Source organism: Bradyrhizobium sp. USDA 336 (genome assembly GCF_044908355.1).
Taxonomy (GTDB): Bacteria; Pseudomonadota; Alphaproteobacteria; order Rhizobiales; family Xanthobacteraceae; genus Bradyrhizobium; species Bradyrhizobium yuanmingense.
In genome coordinates this window covers 3,638,895-3,659,886 of sequence record NZ_JBIYDC010000002.1, presented here as the reverse complement: position 1 = coordinate 3,659,886, position 20,992 = coordinate 3,638,895, and the positions used below count along the sequence as shown (strand labels likewise).

The following is a 20,992-nucleotide window of genomic DNA, read 5'->3' as shown; positions in this document are numbered from 1 at the left end:
AAAGGTTAATTGGAGGGGCTGCACCGAATTGATCTTGAGAATGCCCAGATGCCGCCGCGATTGGCGCGAGTCTCGCCTCACACCGTGCGATAGCCGCCGTCCACCATCACGATGGTTCCGGTGACATAGGCCGACAGGTCGGAGGCGAGGAACACCGCGGGACCGACGATGTCCTCGGGCTTGCCGGTGCGCGCCAGCGGGGTGTGATCGATGAAGGCCTGCACCAGCGCCGGATTGGTCGCGCGCGCATTGGCGTTGAGGTTGGTCTCGATGAAGCCGGGGCCGATCGCGTTGACGCGCACGCCTTCCTTGCCGAGCTCGACCGCGAGCGCCTTGGTGAAGCCGAGCACGCCGTGTTTCGAGGTGGTGTAGGCCGCCGAGCTCGGCGTGCGCAGATGCACGAAGGACTGGATCGAGCCGATGTTGACGATGCGGCCTTTGCTGGCGCGCAAGGGCGCGAGGAACGCCTGCGTCACGTTGAAGACGCCGTTCAGATTGAGCGAGATGATGTCGTTCCAGTCCTTCGCCACCGTCTCGGTCTCCGCGGTGAAGGCGTTGCGGCGGGTGATGCCGGCATTGTTGACGAGGATCGAGACCTGCCCGATCTTGTCCGCGATCTGCCTGGCGAGCGCGAAGCAATCCTCGCGCCTGACAACGTCGAGCGCAAAGCTCTCGGCCTTGCCGCCCGCTGTCCGGATCTCCTGCGCCGTCTCCGCCACCGTCTCGGCGTTGACGTCGAGCAGCACGACCTGCGCCCCCTCCCGCGCATAGCCGGCGGCGATCGCCCGGCCGATTCCGGAACCGGCGCCGGTGACGACGGCGATGTGGTTTGCGAGCAGCGCCATGGCAGTTTCCTCCCGTTTTCGTTTCGAAGTTTCTCGAAACGCTAACGCGAAATTAAGGGGTCGGAAACGGCGGCCTTGGCATATTGATCCTGATTGCTAAACGTTGCGCGCATGATGGAACGGCTCGAAACCTGGAAACTCGCTCTGGAACGCCTGCGGTCCGTGCAAGCGCCTGACTGGGCCGAGGCCGGCCGGCTGGTGGCCGAGATCGCGCGGATGAGCAGCGACGTCACGCTGCGCCAGGCTGCCGAGCAGGCGCTGCCGGTGCTGCGCCAGGCCGTCGACAATGACGATCATAGCGTGACGCTGGCGGCGCAGCGCCGCGTCGGTGTCGTGCTCGAGGTCGTGCACGATCTGTCCGCGCCGCGCTTCGGCCGCCGCAACGCCGCGCCGAAGAAGCTTTCCAGTGAGGACCGCGCCCGCAAGGTGCTCGGCCTGCCGCTCGCGGTGCAGCTCACCTGCGAGGACATCAACCAGGCCTATCGCCGCGCCGCCAAGGGCCTGCATCCCGACCACGGCGGCAGCGCCGAAGCCTTCATCGACCTCGCCGCCGCGCGCGACATCCTGATCCATCCCGGCGCGCACAAGGACGCGTGAGCGTCTCGGGCCTTCGAAAAGCAAACCGGGCAAGGACGCCCGCGTCCTTGCCCGGTTCTTCGTCCGCCGATCGATTACCTTACCACTTGCAGCTACCGCTCTTGAGCGCGGCGTCCTTCACCGCGAGCGCATCGACGAAGGTCGGCACGCTGGCGCTGGCGCGGTGATAGCCGGCCGGCCACGGCGTGGTCGGGATGCTCTCGTCCCAGATCTGGCAGAAGCCGGTGTCCTGCCAGCGGATCAGATGATAGCTGGCTTCGGCCGGGCTCGCGGCGACGAACGCGGTGACGGCAAGACCGGCGGCAGCGCACAGCATGGAAATACGACGCATGATCAGCTCCTCAAATGAATGATGTGATGCGCCTCCCGACAATGACGGGGAGGGGTGGTGCGGGACGCGCTTGGCATGCGCCCCGGACAAGATGTGAGTAGTTCCACCCGCCGCCGAGGTTCAAAGAATGTGCGTGGGACAGGTCTGATTGCGGCCGGGGAAACGCTTCAGGCCACGCAAAGCAAAAGGGCGGATCGCCCGCGCGACCCGCCCTTCAAACGCTATTCTCGCGTCCGGCTCAGAGCGTGCACTTCCGCTCGGCGCGCATCTTGATCTGCAAGTCCGAGGCTTGCTGGAAGGTCGGGAGCGGCTTGCTGACGACCTTGTAGGTCGAGACACCAAACTGGAACGGCTTGTACTGCAGGTCCTCGTTCCAGACCTGGCAGATGCCGGTGTTGTCCCAGCGGATCACGTAATAGCCGACCTTCGCGGAGGCGGGCACGGCGAACACGGAACTAGCGATGCCGGCAACGGCACTGAGCGCGAGAAGGCGACGCATGAAGTATCTCCTGGTGGGACATGGGTGGTGGGACATGGGACCGAAAAAATTCGTGCGGTAAAAGCAGGTCCTTTGCAAGCCGGGGAGCTGCCATTCACGGACATGTCAGGCGTGCCATGAGCATTTGGTTTGGACGCGTGCCCGATAGGTCACACGCAGCTGACTAGGCTCCTACTTGGCCAGCGAAGCGACCGCCTCGATCTCGATCAGCATCTTCGGATCGGGCAGCGCCTGCACCACGCATGTGGTGCGCGCCGGGTAGGGCGGCGGGCCGAAGGCGCCGGCATAGAGCGCGTTCATCGCGGCGACGTCCGAGGCGCGGGTCAGGAGCACGTTGACCTTGACGAGATCATGCATGCCGGCGCCGGCCTCGCCCAGCACGCGCTTGATGTTGACGACGACATTGGCGAACTGCGCCTCGAAGCCGTCGGGCAGCGCGCCATTGGCATCGAAGCCGGGAATGCCGGAGACGAACAGGAGGTCGCCAACCCGCGTCGCAAAGGACAGCGGCGGCGCCTTGACGTGCGGCGGGGGCGCGAAATGCTGGATCGGCATGGGATCACCTCGGGACGTGGCTGAGGCAGGAGCGTAGCGGCTGGCGCGGGCTTCTCAAAACACAAAGTGCGAAAACAACCCCATGCACAGTAGGGATAGTGCGGAGATCGTTGGGGTTTTCGGAAATTCGGGATTGCGGAAGTGCGCGTTTGCTCCGTCGGGCAAAACAGGGGTAGTATGGCATGCTGGCGATGGTGGTCTTCGCCTCTCCCCGCGTGCGGCCTGCGCGTGGTGAGAGAGCAGGCCATTCACCCCGTCATTGCGAGGAGTCCTTGCGACGAAGCAATCCAGACTGCCGCCGCGGAGCGATTCTGGATTGCTTCCGCCTTCGCCAAGGCTTCGGCGGACAAGTCGCTGCGCTCGCAATGACGGAGCATGAGGACCTTCCGCAAGTCTCGCCGCCGCCTTGTTTGCGGAAGCGCCCGCCGATCATGTTGCCGCCCCGATCGATCAGGTACATTCGCTCGGTCTGATTCGAATCCTCCTTTAAAAACAGCTCCCGGAGACCCCCATGAAGCTCGCATCCACCCTCCGCGCCGCGTGCGTCGCCATCGTCGCCCTGGCTGGCCTCTCGACGACGGCGCAGGCCGACAGCGGCTTCGTGACGCTGACGATCTACAAGGCGGGCTGGATCATCGGCGGCTCCGGCGGCTCGGGCGTGCTGAACTTCCGCGGCCGCTCGTACGGGCTTTCCACCGGTGGCCTCGACTACGGCCTCGTGTTCGGGGGATCCAAGACCGTGCTGCGCGGCCGCGTCTCCAACATCAACCGTCCCTCCGATGTTGCCGGCGTCTACGGCGCCGCCGGTGCCGGCATCGCCGTCGGCTCCGGCGCCCGCGCCATCGTCCTGACCAACCAGAAGGGCGCGGTGCTGGAGCTGTCGGGCACGCAGGTCGGCCTGATGGCGAATGCGGATCTCAGCGGGCTTGCGATCACGATGCGGTAAAAGACGGTGCCGTAGGGTGGGTTAGCCCTGCGGATGCGCGAAGCGAATTCGCAGGGCGTAACCCACCATTTCTGCCGCCTTGGAAAGAGAGGAGGCGGGTTACGCTTCGGACAGCGCTTCGCGCCGCCCGAGGCTAACCCACCCTACGATTTCCCGACCATCGCATGCACCCGCTCGCAATGCGCGACGATGTTGGCGTGCGCATCGACGAAGGCCTTCAGCGGCGTCGGGATCGAAAAGTAATAGATGTTGGCGATGAAGCCGTAGATGCCGGCATCAACGCTCGTCGGCGCCGCGCCGTGCACGAAGCCTTGCGCCGGCACGATGTCCGTCAGCACCTGCAGATCAGCCAGCCCCCGCGCGTAGGCCTGCTCGGGCGTGTAGCGGCCGATGCCCTGGAAGTGATAGCGCTGCGCGTTGTAGGCCTTCGCCTTCTCGAAGCCGGCAGCCTCGATCTGCGGATGCTGCGCGATGAAGGCGTCGCGGAACGCCGGATAAAAGCGCTCGTCCTTCCAGCGCGAATAGGACATCACCCAGTAGAGATCGTCCAGCATGCGCGTGACGAGATGGTTGGTGCGTCGCTGTTCCGACGACAGGTCGGCATCGATCGTCAGGCGATATTTCGCGATCGCATGCGCGATGATGGTCTCGCTGTCGCCGATGATCTCGCCGTCGTCGACGATGTAAGGCAGCTGCCCGCGCGGCGCGGCCGAGGCATCGAAGACGTGCTCATGCACGAACGGCACGCCCGCGAGCTTGAGGAAGGCGTAGACCTTGAGGCCGTAGCCGTTGTTGTCGGCGACGCCGAAGAGCTCTGGGTAGGAGTAGAGGGTCAGCATGGGCGGGCTCCTCCGGGGTGGCGGAGGCCAGCATGCTAGGGAGGGGAAACGGATGCAATCCTCGTAGCCCGCATGAGCGCAGCGACATGGGGGAATGGGCTCCCGGATATCGCTTACGTAAGAGCGCCATTTGCGAACTGCCTTTTGCGCAATAGGATGACCGCAATCCTCTGGTCCGGGAGATCACGATGGCCATCAACAAGGACAAGATCGACAACGTGAGACCTCGCCCATGACCCGCGACGAATTGGTCGCTGCCTATGCGGCACCCGGCCGCCACTATCACAATCTCGCACATATCGAGGATTGCCTGGCGGCGCTCGCGCGCGCCGAGGGTCTTTCGGCCGCCGAGCGCGAGACGCTGTCGGAAGCGATCTGGTGGCACGACGCCGTCTACGATCCGACGCGAACGGACAACGAGGAGCGCAGCGCGGAGCTCGCCGAGCAGCACGTCCGCGCCGAGCTTCGCCAGGAGGTCGGCCGCCTGATCCGGCTGACCAAAACGCACGACGTTCCCCCGGGCGACCGTCTCGGGGCGATCCTGATCTCGATCGACCTCAGCATTCTCGGCGCCGATAACGCCCGCTACGACGCCTATGCCGCCGCGATCCGTCGGGAGTTCAGCCATGTCGCCGAGGACGACTATCGGGCCGGCCGCGCCCGCGTGCTGCGCTGTTTCGCGGCACGCGAGGTCATCTTTCCCGACCCGGTCTTCGCCGCGACTTTCGACCGCCAAGCCCGTGCCAACCTCGCCCGCGAGCTGGCCAAGCTGAGCTGAAGCGGCAACCCGCTTACGAACGCGCCGCGGCGTTGAACACCGCCAGCTGCGCCTCGAACGCCCGCCTGAACGCCGGCCGCGCCTCGCCGCGAGCGACATAGGCGGCAATGTCGGGGTATTCGTCGAGCAGGCCTGATGTGTTCAGCCGCCGCAGCACCGTCACCATCATGAGATCGCCGGCTCTGAAGGCGCCGTCGAGCCAGTCGGCCTTGCCGAGGCGGCGGGACAATTCGCCGAGCCTGATGCGTACCCGCTCCTGCAAGCCTGGCAGGCGTTCGGCGTACCAGCTCTTGTCGTGCTCGAGCAGCATCGCCATGGAGAGCTCGACGATCGGCGGCTCCACCGTGTTCAGCGCAGCGAACATCCATGCGATCGCGCGGGCGCGCGCGTTGGCGTCCTTTGGCAGCAAGCCGCCGTGACGTTCCGCGATGTGGAGCACGATTGCGCCGGACTCGAACAGCGTGAGATCGCCGTCCTCATAGGTCGGAATCTGCCCGAACGGATGTAGCGCAAGATGTGCGGGCTGCTTCATCGCGGCAAAGGAGAGGAGGCGAACGTCGTAGGGCTGGCCAACCTCTTCCAGCGCCCAGCGCACCCGCATGTCGCGCGCGTGGCCCTTGCCGCGGTCGGGCGAGGATTCGAAGGCGGTGATGGTGGGAGGCATCTGGGGCTCCGGGGTGATCGTTTCCAGAGGACGAACGACGATGCGGTTTTCCGACAGACACTGTGCGAAATATCGGTGGTGGCGTGCCCCGGACGCAGCGCAGCGCGCCCCTGGCGATGCGAAGCATCGTCCAGTGCGGCGTGATGCGCTGCAGAGCCGGGGCCCATGGCGAACGCGCGCCGGGGCTTCTGGGTCCCGGGTCTGCGCTACGCTTGCCCGGGACACGAGAGCAAGGTCCCGTAGGGTGGGCAAAGGCGCTCTTCGCGCGCCGTGCCCACCGTCCTGCCGGACCCATGGAAAGATCGTGGGCACGGCGCAAGAGCGCCTTTGCCCACCCTACGCGGCGATCCACGCCGCCAGCTCGCGCCACGGCTCAATCGTCCAATGCCCGGACGCCGCACCCGACGGCGACGGCAGCACAAAAATTCCCGGTAGGTTTTCATCCCGCGCCTGCCGTCCCAACGCAATCGCAGCTGACGGTCTGCCGTAAAACAAGCTCGCCGCCTTCTTGCTCGTGAACGCAATCGTCCGCGGTCGGTACTTGTCCATCTTCGCCCGAAAGCCCGGCACGTCGATCGTCTCCGCCGCGATCTGGTGATCCATCCCGGCGCCCGTCTTGCAGAGATCAGTGAAGCCGATCCCGAGCTCGATCAGCGAAGCAAACTCGCCCGGCTGATAGCGCCGCGGCGTGATCCCGGCCTCATGGATCGCGCGCCAGAAGCGGTTGCCGGGATGGGCGTAGTAGTGCCCGAGCTCCGCCGAGCGCGTCGAGGCGGCGGTGCCGACGAAGACGAGGCGGAGGTTGGGGCGGAGGAGGTCGGGGAGGCGGTGAGGGCGGGGCTCGGGCAAATTAGGAGTTCCGCGCGCTTGGAATGCAAGCGTGCTCTCATCTGCGATCGATTGATTGTTACGCCGCTGCTGCTTACTCGCCCTCGATCAAAGCGGCTTGTGGACTGTGAGATGATTTGTTCCGTAAAGGCGTCCATAGAACTCGAACGCATATCGGTCGGTCATTCCAGCGATGAAGTCGCAGATCGCACGCATCCGAATCATATCAGGAGCACCTTTGCACAGGGCACGAAAATCGTTTGGCAGTAGTCTGGTCCCATCTTCAGCACTCAAAGCTTGAAAAATCGCAGAGACAATATCCTTTCCTCTGTATTCTACGACCTGCAGTCCAGGAGAGCGAATGATCGCATAGTAGGTTATATTCTTCAGTACTTCGACAAAAAGAAACGTTTCGAACCTGAGTCTTGCATTGTGCAGTTGCGGATACGACCTGTTTGGAACGACCTCAATGCCTGACAAGAAATTTTGCACGAGCCCGGATGTGAATTTCGTGCGTTGATGTCCGTCTTGAATGAGCTTCCTTGACAGAGCTTGGATTTCAGATGCTACGACAACGCGTCCCTGAATCTCCTCAAGCTTTCCGCGCAGGCTGATGGAGTTTTCGGTTGGAGCAAATAATATATCTTGAAAGACCTCCAATAACGCGCGGCGCACGAAATTCGCGTCGATCGTCCGAAAGAACGGTTCATTTTCTGGATACTGCTTCTTCGCCCTCTCAATGATTGTTTGAGCGACGGACGCATAGATATCTTGATCGAGGGCAAATAGACCCATCGGCGTAAGAAAACCGGCTTTGAAATTGTCCTCTAGATCGTACGTCGAATAGGCAATATCGTCCGCTATATCCATTATCGAACATTCGATAGTCTTGAATTTGTCTGGGTGGTTGGTTGTCCCCAATACATTTGTTTTGATGTCTCTGACGAGTTCTTTATCCTCGAAGTAGTATCCTTTCCCCACGCCAGGCTTTCTTCTGTCCCCTGCGCGTAGTGGGATTGCACTGTCATACTTCAAGAGTGCGGCGAGGCTTCGGTAAGTTAAATTCAATCCGTATCTTTGATCATTGAATTCTGGATCGAAGGCCGATGACTCTCCGAACGGAGAGCGAATCTTTTTCTCAAGTCTGGTTACAATCCTAAGGCTCTGAGCGTTGCCCTCGAAGCCGCCATGATCTCTCATGCATTCGTCTAGAGCTTCTTCGCCGTTGTGACCAAACGGCGGATGACCTAAGTCGTGGGCCAAGCCCGCGAACTCTACAATATCCGGCTCGATCTTGTTTTGCTTGCTACGAAATTCAACGGCGGTTGCGTTCAGTCTTATCGCTATCGATTTAGCAATTTGTGCCACTTCCAGCGAGTGAGTTAAGCGATTTCGATAGAAATCAGATTCGTGTCCTGGAAAAACTTGGGTCTTCCCTTGAAGGCGACGAAAGCTGGGAGAGTGAATAAGGCGAGCATAGTCCTGTCGCCATGGAGTGCGGAAGGATTCCGGGGTCTTGCCGCTCTGCTCATCCAGTGGCCGAAGCTTGTCCCCAGGTGAATACAAACCTGGCATCGCAGTTTACTCTAAAAGATGGAACTCTACTTCTTTTTTCGTGCAGCCTTTTTCGTGGCAGCTAATTTACCGCGTTTCTTCGTAGGTCCGGCTGCAGTGTTAAGGGCAACTGAAAACGTGGCTGATAGCCAATCTAGATCCGAGCGGACAGCCCTTCTGAGAGACGTGGCTTCTCGGCTTAAATCGGGGGGCCTCAACTTGGTCGCGCCGCCTGCCATATGCCTCTCCCCAATCAGCTGAGTCGCTATCATAGATGAATTTTTGAAAAAGGCATCGTCAAAGTTGAGGTGTGCGGCGCGACCGTCTTTTAACGTTTACAACACCCGATTACTCTCCTTCACCTTCTCCGCATCGAGATACAAGCTCTCGCCCATCTCCTTGAACTTCGCGCTCATCTTCGCCATGCCGTCCTCGGCCGTGCCCTGCATCGACATGCCCACGCTGTTCGGATCGTTCAGCGTCGCGGCATAGTCGCGCACGTCCTGCGTGATCTTCATCGAGCAGAATTTTGGGCCGCACATCGAGCAGAAATGGGCGACCTTGTGGGCTTCCTTCGGCAGGGTCTCGTCGTGGAAGTTTTTCGCGGTGTCGGGATCGAGGCCGAGGTTGAACTGGTCGGTCCAGCGGAATTCGAACCGCGCGCGGGAGAGGGCGTCGTCGCGCAGTTGCGCGGCGGGGTGGCCCTTGGCGAGGTCGGCGGCGTGGGCGGCGATCTTGTAGGTGATGACGCCGGTCTTGACGTCGTTGCGATCGGGCAGACCGAGATGCTCCTTCGGCGTGACGTAGCAGAGCATGGCACAGCCGAACCAGCCGATCATGGCGGCGCCGATCCCTGAGGTGATGTGGTCGTAGCCCGGCGCGATGTCGGTGGTCAGCGGCCCAAGCGTGTAGAACGGCGCCTCGCCGCACTCCTTCAGCTGCTTGTCCATGTTGATCTTGATCTTGTGCATCGGCACGTGGCCGGGGCCTTCGATCATGACCTGGCAGCCCTTGTCCCACGCGATTTTTGTTAGTTCGCCGAGCGTCTCCAACTCGGCGAACTGCGCGCGGTCGTTGGCGTCGGCGATCGAGCCCGGACGCAGGCCGTCGCCGAGCGAGAACGAGACGTCATACTTGCGCATGAGGTCGCAGATCTCGTCGAAATGCGTATAGAGGAAGCTCTCCTTGTGATGCGCGAGGCACCACTTCGCCATGATCGAGCCACCGCGGCTGACGATGCCGGTGACGCGGCTGGCGGTGAGGTGGATGTACTGCAGGCGCACGCCGGCGTGGATGGTGAAATAGTCGACGCCCTGCTCGCACTGCTCGATCAAGGTGTCCTTGTAGAGCTCCCAGGTGAGCTTGACCGGATCGCCGTTGCACTTCTCCAGCGCCTGGTAGATCGGCACGGTGCCGATCGGCACCGGCGAGTTGCGCAGGATCCACTCGCGCGTGGTGTGGATGTTGCGGCCCGTCGAGAGGTCCATCACGGTGTCGGCGCCCCAGCGGATCGCCCACACCATCTTCTCGACCTCTTCCTCGACCGACGAGGTCACCGCCGAATTGCCGATATTGGCGTTGATCTTGGTCAGGAAGTTACGGCCGATGATCATCGGCTCGAGCTCTGAGTGATTGATGTTCGAGGGGATGATGGCGCGGCCGCGCGCGATCTCGTCGCGGACGAACTCCGGGGTGATGAAGGCGGGCACCGCGGCGCCAAAACTCTCGCCGTCGGCGAGCGCGGCTTCGGCGCGCTCGAGCTGGGCCTTTCGGCCAAGGTTCTCGCGTTCGGCGACGTAGATCATCTCCTTGGTGATGATGCCGGCGCGGGCGAATTCGAGCTGGGTCACCTTGTGGCCGTCGAGCCCGCGCAGCGGCTTGTGATAGGCCGAGAAGGCGCGCGCGGCCTTGTCGGCGGAGACGCTGCCATTGTCCTCCGGCTTGATCTGGCGGCCCTCATATTCCTCGACGCCGCCGCGCTCCAGCACCCATTGCTTGCGGTTGCGGGGCAGGCCGGCGTTGACGTCGATGGTGACGGAGGGGTCGGTGTAGGGGCCGGAGGTGTCGTAGACCGGCAGGTTCGGCTCGCCGGCGCCTTCGGAGAGAATGATCTCGCGCAAGGGCACGCGGATATCAGGCGCGGCGTCGGGCGTTGCGAAGATTTTTCGCGAGGAGGGCAGCGGGCCGGTGGTGACGGCGGGAACGGTTTTTTCGGGATTGGAGCGGATGTTCATGGGATCCTCCGGTTTAATTCGTTAGTTTCGCTGCGCGAGAGGCAAATTCCGGTGTCATCCCCGCGAAGGCGGGGATCCAGTACTCCGAGGCGGTGCAGCTGGAGCCGAGACGCCGCGGAGTACTGGATCGCCCGGTCAAGCCGGGCGATGACAGTTGATGGTGTGGAGAAGGCGTGCGCATCACGCCGCCTCCGCAGCCAAACCGAGCCATTGCCGCACGCGGGCATCGGGGTCGGGGTTCTGGGTGACGTCGCTCACCACCGCGATCGAATCCGCGCCCGCCGCAAAAATCTCCGCGGCGTGCTCGAACTTGATCCCGCCGATGGCGACCAGCGGGATGGTGCCAATGCGCTTTTTCCATTCGGTGATTTTGGGAATGCCCTGCGGCTCGAAGCGCATCGATTTGAGCGTGGTGAAGAAGATCGGGCCGAGCGCGACGTAGTCGGGCTTGGCTTCGAGCGCGGTGGCAAGCTCGGCGTCGTCGTGGGTGGAAATGCCGAGCTTGAGGCCGGCCTCGCGGATCGCGCCGAGGTCGGCCTCGGCCAGGTCCTCCTGGCCGAGATGCAGATATTCTGCGCCGGCGACGATCGCGGCGCGCCAATAATCGTTCACGACCAGCTTGGCCTGCGTGCCCTTGGTGATCGCCAGCGCGTCGCTGACGATCTGCAGCGCCTGGGAATCGTCGAGCTCCTTGGCGCGCAGCTGGATGGTGCCGACGCCGAGCTTGGTCAGGCGCTCGACCCAGGCAAGGCTATCAACCACGGGATAGAAGCGATCAGGATACGGCATGCCAGAACGGGGTCCCAACGACAGGGGTGGAGGGCGAGGCGAAGTCGCGGGCGTTCATCAGCCCGGCCTCGTAAGCGGTGCGGCCGGCCTCACAGCCGAGGCGGAAGGCGTTGGCCATTGCGACGGGATCGGCGGCTTTGGCAATCGCGGTATTGAGCAGCACGGCGTCATAGCCGAGCTCGAACGCCTGCGCGGCGTGAGAAGGCGCGCCCAGGCCCGCGTCGACCACCAGCGTGATGTCCGGCAGCCGCTCGCGCAACAGTTTGAGTGCATCGCGGTTGGTGATGCCCTTCGCGCTGCCGATGGGAGCGGCCCACGGCATCACCACCTTGCACCCCGTTTCGACCAGGCGGCTCGCGACCGAGAGGTCCTCGGTGCAATAGGGGAAGACTTCAAAACCGTCCTTGATCAGGATGCCGGCGGCTTCGACCAGGCCGACGACGTCGGGCTGCAGCGTGTCGTTGTCGGCGATGACCTCGAGTTTGATCCAGTTCGTGCCGAACAATTCGCGGGCGAGCTTGGCCGTCGTCACCGCCTCGCGCACGGTGCGGCATCCCGCGGTGTTCGGCAGCACGGTGACGTCGAGCTCGCGGATCAGCTTCCAGAACGCATCGCCGGTCTTGCCGCCGGCGGATTCGCGCCGCAGCGAGACCGTGACGATGTTGGCGCCGGAGGCGCGGATCGCGCCTTGCATGATCGCAGGCGAGGGATACAGCGCGCTGCCGATCAGGAGGCGGGAGGCGAAGGTTTTGCCGTAGAAGGTCACCATGTGGCAGGTGTCTCCGCAAGTGCAGGAGTCATCCCCGCGAAGGCGGGGATCCAGTACGCCGCAGCAGCGCGGCTGGAACCGTGAAGCCGCGGGGTACTGGATCGCCCGGTCAAGCCGGGCGATGACAGTGGGGTGTAGGGAATGCGCCGGTGGGACAAATAGACAGCCATCACCTCACCCTCCCTGCCGCGGCGTGATGATCTCGATCTCGTCGCCGGCCTTGAGCTGCGTCTCGGCCCAGCGGCTCTTCGGCACGACGTCGTAATTCAGCGCGATGGCGAAATGGCTGCCTTCGTAGTCGAGCTCGGCGAGCAGCGCGTCGACGCTGGCTGCGCTGACCTCGCGCGGCTCACCGTTGACGATCAGGCGCATTGCATTACCTCGTTGTCGATCTGGCCGCGCTCGACATAGGCGAGCGTCAGCTCGGCGAGCGCCGGCGCGATCAGGAAGCCGTGGCGGTAGAGGCCGTTGACGCTGATCTTGCGATCGCGAATGCCGATGCGCGGCAAATTGTCGGGAAAGGCGGGCCGAAGCCCCGAGCCGAACTCGACGATACGGGCCTCGCCGAACGCCGGGTGCACGGTGTAGGCCGCGCCCAAGAGCTCCAGCGCGGAGCGGACGCTGACGCCGGTGTCTTCCGCCTCGATCGAGGTCGCGCCCAGCATGAACAGGCCGTTCTCGCGCGGGATCACGTAGAGCGGCCAGCGCGGGTGGATCAGCCGCACCGGGCGCGCCAGCTGCACCTCGTCCGTCTCGATCAGGATCATCTCGCCCTTGACGCCGCGAAGCTCGCTCTGCTCGTCGCGGGCACCAAGGCCGCGGCAGTCGATGACGATGCCGTCAAGCTCGTTCGCAGTGACGTCGCTGCAGAACTTGATGGTGCCGCCGGCAGCCTTGATGCGCTCGTGCAGCTGCGGCAGCACGCGGCGCGGCTCGACATGGCCCTCGGCGGGGAAGAACAGCGCATCGCGGAAGCGGCCCTCCAGCGACGGCTCGAGCGCGGCAAGGCCGGCGGCATCGAGCCGGCGGTGATGCTCGGTCATGCGCGCAAACCGCTCGAAATCGTTGCGCTCGCGCGGATGGGCGACGACCAGCGAGCCGTTGAACGGCGTGTCCGGCAGCTCGCGCCGCCAGAGATCGAGCGAGCGCAGCCCCAGACGGCTGATGATGGGCTCGGCGACTTCGGCCTCGCAATAGGGCGCGAGCATGCCGCCGGCCCAATGGCTGGTGGCATCCGTCATCGCCTCGTCACCACGCTCGTGCAAGGTGACGGCGTGACCGGCCTGCGCGAACAGCAGCGCCTGCCAGGCGCCCGCGATGCCTGCGCCGATGATGGATACCGGTGAATCCGGTCGCTTGGTGGTCTGCAACATCCCTGTCCCTTCGCCGGCATGACCCGGATCAGGTTCAAAGGGTCACCGCGGTCCTGGGCGGTATTGCCCATTTAGCGGTATCTCAGCTCCTCCTCGGAGCACCCCTCGGAACGGTGGTAATGTATGCCAGCGGGACGGGGTGGTCAACGCGTGTTGGCGCGGAACCCGACCGTGCCCCGGACGCAGCGCATCACGCAGTGGTGCGCTGCTGAGCCGGGGCCCATTGTTGTGTAGGGGCTGGGTCCCGGCTCTGCGACGCAACGCTCGCGCGTTGCGTCTCGTCCGGGACACGAAGGCTACTTTAATGCCTGCGCCCGCGCGTTGCGGACGCGCTGGGCGAGCTTCCTCTGCGCCGGCGCGGCGAACATCGGCTGCGGATTGCCGTTCGGCTCGAGCCAGGGTTGGGCCATAGTGCCCTGGCCCATGGTGTCGCCCATACTCGCGACCTGGACGGCCTCCTGCCGCTGGCGCTTTGCAGCGTAGTAATAGCCGCCCGCGAAATAACGCACGGCTCGCGCGTGATCGCCATTGGCGGCGCGGTAGGCGCCGGCGAGGTACTTCACCGCATAAGTGAGGTTGGTGTTGGGATCGCGCAGGCCGGCGGCATCGCCGGTGTAGCCGACCCCGCGGGCGGTCGCGAGCTTGATCTGCATCAGCCCGATGGTGCCGCCGCGGCCGACGACGTGCGGCTGATAGCGGCTTTCACGCATGATGACGCGATGCACCAGCGCTTCCGGCACGCCGTTGGCGCGGGCATGGGCGGCGACCATCTCGGCATATTCGGCTTGCCCGGCGAAAGCTGCCTGCGGCAACGTCAATCCGGCCGCGAGCAGCGCGACAATTCGTAAGATTTTCATCGAAGTATTCCTCGGCAGAACGGACCCGCACCCCAGCGCGTTAGGCCGTGGGAACACGGCGATGATGTGGCGAAATGTCACCAGCGGCGATTTTTGCCGGCTCGTCGCGTTTACGACTCAAACCTGGGTTAAGCTTGGGGCTGGTGAAGCGCTTACGCGACAGCGGGTCTGTCCATTTCGCGCATTCGCCCAACAATCGCTACTCAAAACCAGCACTCGGGAGGACGTCCATGACCCCTGCAGACATCGACGACATTCCCAAGCAGAACCCTTGTGCACAATGTGGCACACCGATCCCGTTTCCTGACTGGATCGAGCCGGGCGAAGGCCGCGTCTCCTATCTCTGGACCTGCCGCGCCTGCAATTACCGCTTCGAGGCGGTGGCGATCTTCCCGCACGAGGCCATCGAGCACCCGCCGCTCGCGGCTTGATCAGGCGGCGCGGCGCCTGCGAGACCGGCAATTTCATCCGCACGACCAGGTTGGTGACGCCGCGATGCAGATCGTCGGGGCGCGCGGCGGCGGTCGCGGACGCCGGCCCGACATAATGCACGACATGGCCCATATCGCCGAACTGATCGGCGACGAGCTGCAGCGTGCTGGCGATGTCGACCAGCGTCACCGCCTCGACCTTGCGGTCGTCGCGCAAGAGCGACAGCACCGATTCCAGCATCGCACGCATCTGGTCGAGATCCATCAGCATGCGCTTGCGGTTGGCTTCGTCCTCGATGAACTCGGCGCGCAGGCGCAGCCGCGTGATCGGCGTGCGCAAATCGTGGCTGATCGCGGCCAGCATTTGCGTGCGGTCCGACATCAACCGCACGATCCGCTCGTGCATGCGGTTGAGCGCGCGCGCCACCGCGCGGATCTCCTCCGGGCCGCGCTCGGGCAGCGGCTCGGCGGCGCCGTCGAGGCTGAAATTCTCCGCCGCCGCGGCGAAGGACGACAGCGGCCTCGTCAGCGCGCGCGCCGCCCACAGGCCGAGCACGGTGACGCAGATGAAGGCGCTCATCAGCGCCATCAGCCAGGGCGCGCCAGAGAACAACGGCCGCGGGGCGCCATCGACATGGCCCGCGATCACGGTGCCGTCGGGCAATTGCACGCCGATACGGGGCTCGATGCTGCCTGAACCCAGCCGTCCGGTCTTGTAGGCGCGGCCGAGATGGCGGCGCATCCAGCGCAGATGCAGGCTGTCGCTCTCCGCGAGATCGGCCGTGCTGGGCGCCAGCATCTCGATGCCGAGCCCGGGGAAGGCGCGCGCGAGATCGGTGACGAGCCTCGCCGCGCTTCTGATCGACTATAAGAGCTGACCTCGGCGACGCCGGGTCAGCGCGGTCCTCGCCGCGGTCCTGCCTTGCCCCAATGCGCATGATCGTCGGCGGGGAACCGTGCATCGCAAAATGTTCCTGAGTGACGCAGGAACAGTTCGCGCATGGCGCGACGAAATTGCGGCACGCACGGAACTGCGCCCGATCAGAGCGGTTTTCTCCGCACGAGTTTTCTGTGAAGGAGAGGACAACCATGTTGATGAAATCGATCGTCACCGGCCTCGCCGGTACCGCGCTACTTGCGACCGTCGCAATCGCGCAAACGCCGCCCGCCGCCACCACCGACAAGGCGGCCCCTGCGGCCACCGCAACGACCACGACGGCTTCCGGCCAGTGGCGCACCTCGAAGATGGACGGCCTGAAGGTCTACAACGAGGCCAACGAGAACATCGGCACGATCAATGACCTGCTGATGGACAAGAACGGTGACATCAAGATCGCCGTGATCGGCGTCGGCGGCTTCCTCGGCATGGGCGAGCATCTGGTCGCCGTGCCCTACGAGAAGCTGAAGTTCGTCAACGAGCCCGTCGCCTATACCGGCACCGGCGCGAACACCGGCGCCCGGCCCCGCTGGCACGACGACCGGCGCTGCGACCGGTACCGACAGGCCCGCAGCGACCGCATCGACGTCGTCCGCGTCAAAATGGTATCCGGACCACGCCGTGTTCAATGCCAGCAAGGACGAGCTGAAGAACATGCCGCAGTTCAAGTACGCGGAGTAATGCGGCTCGCGTAACTGCCTGAACGAAGCGCGCCTGGTTTTCACCGGGCGCGCTGTCGTGTCTTCGACCTCCTGCGTCCTCAACCCCCGCTGCCCTTGAGCCGTTCATTGCGTCGGCGCAGGGCTTCCAGGGTGGCGAGCAAGATGACCGAGACGGTCGTCAAGATCACGGCAGCTGCCGTGATGGTCGGGCTGATGTTCTCGCGGATGCCGCTGAACATCTCGCGCGGCAGGGTCCGCTGCTCGGGACCCGCCATGAACAGCACGATCACCACCTCGTCGAAGCTGGTTGCGAACGCGAACAGCGCGCCTGATGCCAGACCCGGCAGGATCAGCGGCAGGATCACGCGACGGAACGCGTAGATTGGCGAGGCGCCGAGCGAGGCGGCGGCGCGTGCCAGGTTGGTGTCGAAGCTCTGCAGAGTCGCCCCGACCGTGATCACCACGAAGGGCGTCGCCAGCGCGGTGTGGGCCAGGATCAGACCGAGATAGCTGCCGGTCAGCCCGATCGGCGCGAAGAAGAAGTACAGGCCGACCGCGGTGATGACCCCGGGCACCACCACCGGCGACAGCACGAAGGCCAGCACGAGCGGCTTGAACCGGCTCTTCCACTGCGCCAGCCCCAGCGCGGCCAGCGTGCCCAGGACCATGGACAACAGCGTCGAGGCGACGCCGATGATCATGCTGTTCTTGAGCGAGTTCATCCAGCGCGGCGAATTGACGAAGTCGTCGTACCAGCGCAAGGAAAGACCCGGCAGCGGATAGGTGAGGTACGAGCTTGAACTGAAGGACAGCGGCATGATCGCGAGGATCGGCGCGATCAGGAAGATGAAAACCAGCGTGGAGACAACGATAGTCGCGGTCCACGCGATGCGCTGGCTGGGGGTGCGCAAGGAGGAATTGTCGCTCAATTCTTCATCCCTCCGGTGACCTGCTGGCCCTGCACCAGCTTGCCGTAGACGAGAGCGAGCAGAACGGTGGCCAGCAGCAGCACCGCGCCCAGCGCCGAAGCAAGGCCCCAATTGGCCGTCTCGGTCGTGTAGAGGGCGATGAAGTAGCTGATCATCTGGTCGGCGGCGCCGCCGACGAGGGCCGGCGTGATGTAGTAGCCGAGCGCCAGGATGAAGACGAGCAGGCTTCCCGCGCCGATGCCAGGCAGGGTCTGCGGCAGGTAGATCCGCAGGAAGGCGGTGAGGGGCGGTGCTCCGAGCGAAGCGGCGGCCCGCATGTAAGCGGGCGAGATCGCCTTCATGCTGCTGTACAGCGGCAGGATCATGAACGGCAGCAGGACGTGGGTCATGGCGACGCAGACGCCGAAGCGGTTGTAGATCAGGCGCAAGGGTGCGTCGATGATGCCGAGCCAGAGCAGACTGTCGTTCACGACGCCCTTGCTCTGCAACAGGACGATCCAGGCGCAGGTGCGAACCAGGAGCGAGGTCCAGAACGGCAGCAGCACGAAGATCATCAAGAGGTTCGACCGGCCGGGCGGCAGCGTCGCCAGGAGGTAGGCGACCGGAAAGCCGAGGATCAGGCAGAGCGCCGTGACACCGAGGCTGATGAGGAAGGTGCGGAGGAAAATGTCGCGGTAGATGGCCTGATCCGGTGGTGCGGCGACGATCGCGCCGTCCGCGTTTCGCGTCAGGTCGAGCGCGGCAAGCAGGTAGAAGCCGGTGATCGGGCCGCTCGCGTCCTTGATCGTGGTCCAGGTGGCGCGTTCGCGCCAGGCGGGGTTGATCTTGCCCAGCGTCTCCCTGGCCGTACCGGGCTCAGGCACCGCCTTCAGATTGCGTCCCGTGCTGGTCAGGATCGTGCGGAAGCCGTTCAGCGCGTAGTTGAGCCGTTTGGCCGCAATCGCAAGGGTGCCGGCGGCGCGCGCCGCCAGGATGTCGCTTGCAAGCGCCGCATAGGCGTTTTCATCCGGCAGGTCCTTGCCGTCCCAGCTGGTAAGAGCAGCGACCGTCTGCGGCAGGACCTGACGCACCTCCCAGTCCTCGACCGAGCGCCACAGCATGCCGGCGATGGGACCTGCGAAGGTGAAGAGCAGAAACAGCAGAAGCGGCAGGACCAGCGCCAATGCCTTGACCTGGCGTGTCCGCTCCGCGCGCCTCAAGCGGCGTTTGAGCGGCACCTCGGTCTTGGCGTCAGCGCCAGTCAGAAGCGCGTTCGTCATTGATCGCTATTTCGCGGCCCATTTGTTGAAGCGCTCGGTCAGGCGGTCGATGTTCTCGAGCCAGAAGCCGACGTTGATCTCGACCGCGTTCTTGATGTTGTCAGGCGCCGTCGGCAGGTCCTTCAGGACGGCGGGCGCGAGCCGGCCGGCGGCGTCCTTGTTGGAGGTGCCGTAAGCAATGTTCTCCGACAGCTTGGACTGGTTCTCCGCCTTGCCGACGAATTCCAGGAACTTGTAGGCCGCGTCCTTGTTCGGGCTCCCCTTCAGGATGACCCAGCTGTCGAGTGTGAACAGCGCGCCGTCCCACACCATGCCAAAGTTCTTCTTCTCGTTCTTGTTCGCGGTGTCGATGCGGCCATTGTAGACCGAGGTCATCGCCACCTCGCCGGAGGCGAGCAATTGCGGCGGCTGCGCGCCGGCCTTCCACCAGACGAGGTCGCCCTTGATAGTGTCGAGCTTCTTGAAGGCGCGCTCGATGCCTTCGTCGGTCGCCAGCACCTTGTAGACGTCCTTCGGTGCGACGCCGTCGGCCATGAGGGCGATCTCCAGCGTGGTCTTCGGACCCTGACGCAGGGCACGCTTGCCGGGAATCTTCTTGGTGTCGAAGAAGTCGGCCCAGCCTTTCGGGGCCTCCTTCAGCTTGTCCTTGTCGTAGCCGAGCACGAAATCGTAGAGGATGGCGCCGACGCCGCAAGGATTGACCGACGGCGGGATATAGGCGGCCTCGCCGCCGATCTTGGAATAGTCCAGCTTCTCGAACAGGCCCTCTTCACAGCCGACCGCGAGCTCATCGCTCTCGACCTGGACGACGTCCCAGGTGGCGGCACCTCCCTGCACCTTGGCGCGCAGCACGCCGACGCCGCCGTCCCAGGATTCATCGTTCATCGCGATGCCGGATGCTTTCTTGAACGGCTCGAAATAGACCTTCTTCTGGGCCTCCTGATACGCACCGCCCCACGAGACGACGGTGAGGTCACGCGCCTCCGCGACATTGGCCAGCGCAGCACTGGCGCCCAGTGCCGCGGCGAAACCCAGAGCAATCTTGCGCTTCAGCATGGTCTTCGTTCCTTCTTCATGTGAGTTGCGTTGACATCGAGTGTTCAGCTTTGCCGCCGGCAGACCAGACGGGATCGAGGGCGAGGCAGTCCTCCGGGCGGAAGGTGATGAACACGCTTTCGCCAGGTCTTAGGCCGTGATGCGCTCCCGGCTGAAGCTTGACCATGAACTCGGCGTTGCCGGCCACATCCAGCACGGCCAGCGCGTGGTCACCGAGATAGATGGTGTTCTGCACTTTTGCCGGCAGCCGGTTCGGTCCCTCACTGGAATTGCCATTGGGAATTATTGCGACACGCTCCGGCCGCACCGACAGGGAGGTCGATGCGCCTGCGCCTGACACGTTGACCGCCCGTGCGGCGACTGTGCCGCCACCGGCCAGCGCGACGCGGCAATAATCCCTTTCGACGGTTTCCACGGTGCCGGCGAGCACATTGTTCTCGCCGATGAAATGGGCGACGAAGCTGTTCACGGGATGCTCATACAGCGCGTCGGGGCGGTCGATCTGCTGCACGATGCCGTCGTTGAATACGGCGATGCGGTCCGACATCGTGAGCGCTTCGCTCTGGTCGTGGGTGACATAGACGACCGTGATGCCCATCGTCTCGTGCAACTGCTTGATCTCCAGCTGCATCTGCTCCCGCAGCCGCTTGTCCAGCGCGCCCAGGGGCTCGTCCATCAGCACGAGCTGCGGATTGAACACCAGCGCGCGGGCCAGCGCCACCCGCTGCTGCTGACCGCCGGACAATTGCCCGGGCCGCCGGTGCGCAAAAGTTTCCATCTTGATCATGCGCAGCGCCGCGCTGACGCGCTCTTGCGTTTCCGCCTTGCTCGACTTGCGCACCGACAGCGGGAAGGCGATGTTTTCAGCGATCGTCAGGTGCGGAAACAGCGCGTAGTTCTGGAACACCATGCCGATGTCGCGCTTGTGCGGCGGCACGTTCTTGATCGGCCGCTCGCTGAGGTAAATCTCGCCATGGGTCGGCACCTCGAAGCCGGCCAGCATCATCAGCGTGGTCGTCTTGCCCGATCCCGACGGGCCGAGCAGGGTGATGAATTCGCCCTTCCTGATGTCGAGGTCGAGGTTCTTCACCACGAGATGCTCGCCATCATAGGTTTTTTGAATGCCGGAAAAACGCACCAGCGCCGGCGCAGGCGTGACCATGCCGGCTTCCATGTTGTCCTCGCGTTGTCCCCTACAATGCGCGTGCGAGATTAGCATCCTGCAGCGAGAATGCCAGCGGCGCAAGCGACGAGGAATTG

At 64.0% G+C, this 20,992-nt stretch carries 22 protein-coding genes, 2 pseudogenes and 1 riboswitch; of the genes and pseudogenes, 5 read left to right on the top strand and 19 right to left on the bottom strand.

Annotated elements, in window-relative coordinates; translation table 11 throughout:
• Positions 1 to 77 precede the first annotated feature (77 nt).
• The gene (locus ABIA45_RS18125) at positions 78 to 845 is read right to left on the bottom strand and encodes an SDR family NAD(P)-dependent oxidoreductase (RefSeq protein WP_271542776.1); all 768 of its coding nucleotides are present in this window, start codon (positions 843 to 845) and stop codon (positions 78 to 80) included.
• A gap of 111 nt (positions 846 to 956) precedes the next feature.
• Between ABIA45_RS18125 and ABIA45_RS18120 the strand changes: the two genes are divergently transcribed.
• Positions 957 to 1,442, top strand: a complete 486-nt coding sequence (locus ABIA45_RS18120) for a J domain-containing protein (protein WP_404653049.1) — start codon at positions 957 to 959, stop codon at positions 1,440 to 1,442.
• A 79-nt stretch (positions 1,443 to 1,521) separates the two neighbouring features.
• Here ABIA45_RS18120 and ABIA45_RS18115 read toward each other — a convergent pair whose 3' ends face one another.
• The 3 genes from ABIA45_RS18115 to ABIA45_RS18105 form a co-directional block, all read right to left on the bottom strand.
• A complete protein-coding gene (locus ABIA45_RS18115; protein WP_271542772.1) occupies positions 1,522 to 1,773 on the bottom strand; it encodes a hypothetical protein in 252 nt (83 codons plus the stop codon).
• 238 nt (positions 1,774 to 2,011) lie between these two features.
• Complete coding sequence (locus ABIA45_RS18110) at positions 2,012 to 2,272, bottom strand: hypothetical protein (RefSeq protein WP_128263765.1); 261 nt, start codon at positions 2,270 to 2,272, stop codon at positions 2,012 to 2,014.
• Between the two features lie 171 nt (positions 2,273 to 2,443).
• Positions 2,444 to 2,827, bottom strand: coding sequence for a RidA family protein (locus ABIA45_RS18105; RefSeq protein ID WP_157281647.1), 384 nt, complete (start codon positions 2,825 to 2,827; stop codon positions 2,444 to 2,446).
• Between the two features lie 511 nt (positions 2,828 to 3,338).
• Between ABIA45_RS18105 and ABIA45_RS18100 the strand changes: the two genes are divergently transcribed.
• Positions 3,339 to 3,773 (top strand): hypothetical protein, encoded by a 435-nt coding sequence (locus tag ABIA45_RS18100; RefSeq protein ID WP_036013234.1) that lies wholly within the window; start codon positions 3,339 to 3,341, stop codon positions 3,771 to 3,773.
• 143 nt (positions 3,774 to 3,916) lie between these two features.
• On the opposite strand, the gene ABIA45_RS18095 is transcribed toward ABIA45_RS18100, so the two are convergent.
• A complete protein-coding gene (locus tag ABIA45_RS18095) occupies positions 3,917 to 4,612 on the bottom strand; it encodes a glutathione S-transferase family protein (protein WP_404653046.1) in 696 nt (231 codons plus the stop codon).
• A gap of 232 nt (positions 4,613 to 4,844) precedes the next feature.
• Here ABIA45_RS18095 and ABIA45_RS18090 point away from each other — a divergent pair, with 232 nt between their 5' ends.
• Positions 4,845 to 5,390, top strand: coding sequence for a phosphohydrolase (locus ABIA45_RS18090; protein WP_404653045.1), 546 nt, complete (start codon positions 4,845 to 4,847; stop codon positions 5,388 to 5,390).
• A 13-nt stretch (positions 5,391 to 5,403) separates the two neighbouring features.
• Here the strand turns inward: ABIA45_RS18090 and ABIA45_RS18085 are convergent, their stop codons facing one another.
• The 9 genes from ABIA45_RS18085 to ABIA45_RS18045 all read right to left on the bottom strand — a co-directional run bounded on the left by ABIA45_RS18085 (position 5,404) and on the right by ABIA45_RS18045 (position 14,458).
• The gene (locus ABIA45_RS18085; protein WP_404653043.1) at positions 5,404 to 6,054 is read right to left on the bottom strand and encodes a glutathione S-transferase family protein; all 651 of its coding nucleotides are present in this window, start codon (positions 6,052 to 6,054) and stop codon (positions 5,404 to 5,406) included.
• Positions 6,055 to 6,390: 336 nt separating this feature from the next.
• Positions 6,391 to 6,903, bottom strand: a complete 513-nt coding sequence (locus ABIA45_RS18080) for a mismatch-specific DNA-glycosylase (protein ID WP_404653042.1) — start codon at positions 6,901 to 6,903, stop codon at positions 6,391 to 6,393.
• Positions 6,904 to 6,990: 87 nt separating this feature from the next.
• A complete protein-coding gene (gene dgt / locus ABIA45_RS18075; protein WP_404653040.1) occupies positions 6,991 to 8,457 on the bottom strand; it encodes a dGTP triphosphohydrolase in 1,467 nt (488 codons plus the stop codon).
• Positions 8,458 to 8,771: 314 nt separating this feature from the next.
• On the bottom strand, positions 8,772 to 10,670 hold the full coding sequence (gene thiC, locus ABIA45_RS18070; protein ID WP_404653039.1) for a phosphomethylpyrimidine synthase ThiC: 1,899 nt from the start codon (positions 10,668 to 10,670) through the stop codon (positions 8,772 to 8,774).
• A 180-nt stretch (positions 10,671 to 10,850) separates the two neighbouring features.
• A complete protein-coding gene (locus ABIA45_RS18065) occupies positions 10,851 to 11,459 on the bottom strand; it encodes a thiamine phosphate synthase (RefSeq protein ID WP_404653037.1) in 609 nt (202 codons plus the stop codon).
• Positions 11,446 to 12,228 (bottom strand): thiazole synthase, encoded by a 783-nt coding sequence (locus ABIA45_RS18060; RefSeq protein ID WP_404653036.1) that lies wholly within the window; start codon positions 12,226 to 12,228, stop codon positions 11,446 to 11,448. Before ABIA45_RS18060 ends, ABIA45_RS18065 begins: the two co-directional genes overlap by 14 nt.
• Before the next feature lie 174 nt (positions 12,229 to 12,402).
• Positions 12,403 to 12,600, bottom strand: coding sequence for a sulfur carrier protein ThiS (thiS, locus tag ABIA45_RS18055; protein ID WP_157281625.1), 198 nt, complete (start codon positions 12,598 to 12,600; stop codon positions 12,403 to 12,405).
• Complete coding sequence (locus ABIA45_RS18050; protein ID WP_404653034.1) at positions 12,591 to 13,601, bottom strand: FAD-dependent oxidoreductase; 1,011 nt, start codon at positions 13,599 to 13,601, stop codon at positions 12,591 to 12,593. Before ABIA45_RS18050 ends, thiS begins: the two co-directional genes overlap by 10 nt.
• A riboswitch (TPP riboswitch) is annotated at positions 13,589 to 13,717 on the bottom strand. Its footprint overlaps the gene before it by 13 nt.
• 180 nt (positions 13,718 to 13,897) lie before the next feature.
• Positions 13,898 to 14,458 carry a lytic transglycosylase domain-containing protein gene (locus ABIA45_RS18045; protein ID WP_271542750.1) on the bottom strand — a complete coding sequence of 187 codons (561 nt, stop codon included), beginning with the start codon at positions 14,456 to 14,458 and terminating at the stop codon, positions 13,898 to 13,900.
• 230 nt (positions 14,459 to 14,688) lie between these two features.
• Between ABIA45_RS18045 and ABIA45_RS18040 the strand changes: the two genes are divergently transcribed.
• Positions 14,689 to 14,889 carry a hypothetical protein gene (locus ABIA45_RS18040; protein ID WP_404653031.1) on the top strand — a complete coding sequence of 67 codons (201 nt, stop codon included), beginning with the start codon at positions 14,689 to 14,691 and terminating at the stop codon, positions 14,887 to 14,889.
• 43 nt (positions 14,890 to 14,932) lie between these two features.
• Here the strand turns inward: ABIA45_RS18040 and ABIA45_RS18035 are convergent.
• Positions 14,933 to 15,736 (bottom strand): annotated as a pseudogene (locus ABIA45_RS18035) (histidine kinase dimerization/phospho-acceptor domain-containing protein); the annotation flags it as partial.
• A gap of 242 nt (positions 15,737 to 15,978) precedes the next feature.
• Here ABIA45_RS18035 and ABIA45_RS18030 point away from each other — a divergent pair.
• Positions 15,979 to 16,507: pseudogene (locus ABIA45_RS18030) on the top strand (PRC-barrel domain-containing protein).
• Positions 16,508 to 16,586: 79 nt separating this feature from the next.
• Here ABIA45_RS18030 and ABIA45_RS18025 read toward each other — a convergent pair.
• From ABIA45_RS18025 to ABIA45_RS18010, 4 genes are read right to left on the bottom strand one after another with little or no spacing between them, the layout of a single operon-like run.
• Positions 16,587 to 17,417, bottom strand: coding sequence for an ABC transporter permease (locus ABIA45_RS18025; protein ID WP_271542747.1), 831 nt, complete (start codon positions 17,415 to 17,417; stop codon positions 16,587 to 16,589).
• On the bottom strand, positions 17,414 to 18,676 hold the full coding sequence (locus ABIA45_RS18020) for an ABC transporter permease (RefSeq protein WP_404653029.1): 1,263 nt from the start codon (positions 18,674 to 18,676) through the stop codon (positions 17,414 to 17,416). The genes ABIA45_RS18025 and ABIA45_RS18020 overlap by 4 nt, the downstream gene beginning before the upstream one ends.
• 6 nt (positions 18,677 to 18,682) lie before the next feature.
• A complete protein-coding gene (locus ABIA45_RS18015; protein WP_404543124.1) occupies positions 18,683 to 19,732 on the bottom strand; it encodes an ABC transporter substrate-binding protein in 1,050 nt (349 codons plus the stop codon).
• Positions 19,733 to 19,748: 16 nt separating this feature from the next.
• Complete coding sequence (locus ABIA45_RS18010; RefSeq protein WP_404655695.1) at positions 19,749 to 20,906, bottom strand: ABC transporter ATP-binding protein; 1,158 nt, start codon at positions 20,904 to 20,906, stop codon at positions 19,749 to 19,751.
• Positions 20,907 to 20,992: the final 86 nt, after the last annotated feature.

What these genes read in the sequence shown, in the direction of transcription:
- ABIA45_RS18050 (WP_404653034.1), bottom strand. Translation starts at nt 13,601, where the DNA reads ATGTTGCAGACCACCAAGCGACCGGATTCACCGGTATCCATCATCGGC.
- ABIA45_RS18060 (WP_404653036.1), bottom strand. Translation starts at nt 12,228, where the DNA reads ATGGTGACCTTCTACGGCAAAACCTTCGCCTCCCGCCTCCTGATCGGC.
- ABIA45_RS18125 (WP_271542776.1), bottom strand. Translation starts at nt 845, where the DNA reads ATGGCGCTGCTCGCAAACCACATCGCCGTCGTCACCGGCGCCGGTTCC.
- ABIA45_RS18095 (WP_404653046.1), bottom strand. Translation starts at nt 4,612, where the DNA reads ATGCTGACCCTCTACTCCTACCCAGAGCTCTTCGGCGTCGCCGACAAC.
- ABIA45_RS18085 (WP_404653043.1), bottom strand. Translation starts at nt 6,054, where the DNA reads ATGCCTCCCACCATCACCGCCTTCGAATCCTCGCCCGACCGCGGCAAG.
- ABIA45_RS18010 (WP_404655695.1), bottom strand. Translation starts at nt 20,906, where the DNA reads ATGGAAGCCGGCATGGTCACGCCTGCGCCGGCGCTGGTGCGTTTTTCC.
- ABIA45_RS18065 (WP_404653037.1), bottom strand. Translation starts at nt 11,459, where the DNA reads ATGCCGTATCCTGATCGCTTCTATCCCGTGGTTGATAGCCTTGCCTGG.
- ABIA45_RS18015 (WP_404543124.1), bottom strand. Translation starts at nt 19,732, where the DNA reads ATGCTGAAGCGCAAGATTGCTCTGGGTTTCGCCGCGGCACTGGGCGCC.
- ABIA45_RS18045 (WP_271542750.1), bottom strand. Translation starts at nt 14,458, where the DNA reads ATGAAAATCTTACGAATTGTCGCGCTGCTCGCGGCCGGATTGACGTTG.
- ABIA45_RS18100 (WP_036013234.1), top strand. Translation starts at nt 3,339, where the DNA reads ATGAAGCTCGCATCCACCCTCCGCGCCGCGTGCGTCGCCATCGTCGCC.
- thiS (WP_157281625.1), bottom strand. Translation starts at nt 12,600, where the DNA reads ATGCGCCTGATCGTCAACGGTGAGCCGCGCGAGGTCAGCGCAGCCAGC.
- ABIA45_RS18110 (WP_128263765.1), bottom strand. Translation starts at nt 2,272, where the DNA reads ATGCGTCGCCTTCTCGCGCTCAGTGCCGTTGCCGGCATCGCTAGTTCC.
- ABIA45_RS18120 (WP_404653049.1), top strand. Translation starts at nt 957, where the DNA reads ATGATGGAACGGCTCGAAACCTGGAAACTCGCTCTGGAACGCCTGCGG.
- ABIA45_RS18115 (WP_271542772.1), bottom strand. Translation starts at nt 1,773, where the DNA reads ATGCGTCGTATTTCCATGCTGTGCGCTGCCGCCGGTCTTGCCGTCACC.
- dgt (WP_404653040.1), bottom strand. Translation starts at nt 8,457, where the DNA reads ATGCCAGGTTTGTATTCACCTGGGGACAAGCTTCGGCCACTGGATGAG.
- thiC (WP_404653039.1), bottom strand. Translation starts at nt 10,670, where the DNA reads ATGAACATCCGCTCCAATCCCGAAAAAACCGTTCCCGCCGTCACCACC.
- ABIA45_RS18105 (WP_157281647.1), bottom strand. Translation starts at nt 2,827, where the DNA reads ATGCCGATCCAGCATTTCGCGCCCCCGCCGCACGTCAAGGCGCCGCCG.
- ABIA45_RS18020 (WP_404653029.1), bottom strand. Translation starts at nt 18,676, where the DNA reads ATGACGAACGCGCTTCTGACTGGCGCTGACGCCAAGACCGAGGTGCCG.
- ABIA45_RS18040 (WP_404653031.1), top strand. Translation starts at nt 14,689, where the DNA reads ATGACCCCTGCAGACATCGACGACATTCCCAAGCAGAACCCTTGTGCA.
- ABIA45_RS18090 (WP_404653045.1), top strand. Translation starts at nt 4,845, where the DNA reads ATGACCCGCGACGAATTGGTCGCTGCCTATGCGGCACCCGGCCGCCAC.